Origin of the sequence: Spiroplasma sp. hy2 (assembly GCF_044714365.1) — a bacterium.
Classification (GTDB): domain Bacteria; phylum Bacillota_I; class Bacilli_A; order Mycoplasmatales; family Mycoplasmataceae; genus Spiroplasma; species Spiroplasma phoeniceum.
In genome coordinates this window covers 1-1,042 of sequence record NZ_RXFZ02000375.1, presented here as the reverse complement: position 1 = coordinate 1,042, position 1,042 = coordinate 1, and the positions used below count along the sequence as shown (strand labels likewise).

1 protein-coding gene is annotated in these 1,042 nt (G+C 27.7%); it reads right to left on the bottom strand.

Going from position 1 to position 1,042, the window contains the following annotated elements:
• Window positions 1-51 precede the first annotated feature (51 nt).
• Window positions 52-993 (bottom strand): ABC transporter ATP-binding protein, encoded by a 942-nt coding sequence (locus tag EHV01_RS06685; protein WP_422066777.1) that lies wholly within the window; start codon window positions 991-993, stop codon window positions 52-54.
• Window positions 994-1,042 lie beyond the last annotated feature (49 nt).

Sequence of the window (1,042 nt, the reverse complement as noted above, 5' to 3'; positions counted from 1 at the left end):
TTCTAATAATATTAATAAAAAAATGTAAAACACATAATAGCGTTTTACAAATTAAGATCAATCAATTTCACTTGGTTTCTTTAGATGTGTATTTTTCTTAATTTGGTCAATTAATCCATTACGAACATGAATAACTGTATTAGCAATATCAGCAATATTTGGGTTATGCGTAACAATAATAACCGTTGTTTTATATTTTTTATTAACATCAACTAAAATTTCAAGTACTTTTCGACCCATTTCTTCATCTAAAGCTCCTGTTGGTTCATCGCCAAATAAGATATCTGGATTTTTTGCTAATGCTCTAGCAATTGAAACCCGTTGTTGTTGTCCCCCTGACATTTGGTGAGGATATTTGTTCATTTGTTCTTCCATTCCAATTGTCTCAAAAATATCTTTAATTGTCATATTCTTATTTTTGTTTTTACTTAAATTTTCCCCAACTTCAGCATTTTCTTTGGCAGTTAAATTAGTTAATAAATTATATTGTTGGAAAATAAAACCAACATTATCTCGTCTAAATTTTGTTAAATCAACATCTTTTAATAACGATAAGTTATAGCCAATAACAAAAACATCACCACTTGAAACTTTATCTAAACCTGAAATAATGTTTAGTAATGTTGTTTTTCCTGATCCAGAAGGACCTAGAATAACAATAAAGTCTCCTTTTTCTAATTTTAAATTAATTCCTTTTAAAACCGGTGTTTCAACTTCCCCAGTAATATATGATTTTTTCACATTAACTAGTTCAATTACATATTTACTTGTATCTGGTTTACTATTTGTTGTTGAAATAATTTCCCCTTTTAGAATTCGTTTTGAATATAACTTTGTTTGTTTCTTTTGCTCTTTTAACTTTTGTTTAAATTCTTTAACGGCAGTATAATCAACTTTTTCTTTTGGTTCCTTGTCATTTGGTTTTTTTGCTTTAGCTTCTTTTCCATGTGGTTTTGTTTGGTCTGTACTAGGTACATCTTTAATTTCAGACATCTTGTGTTGTGCCTCCCCTTTAAATACTAAAATACATTTTACAATTATT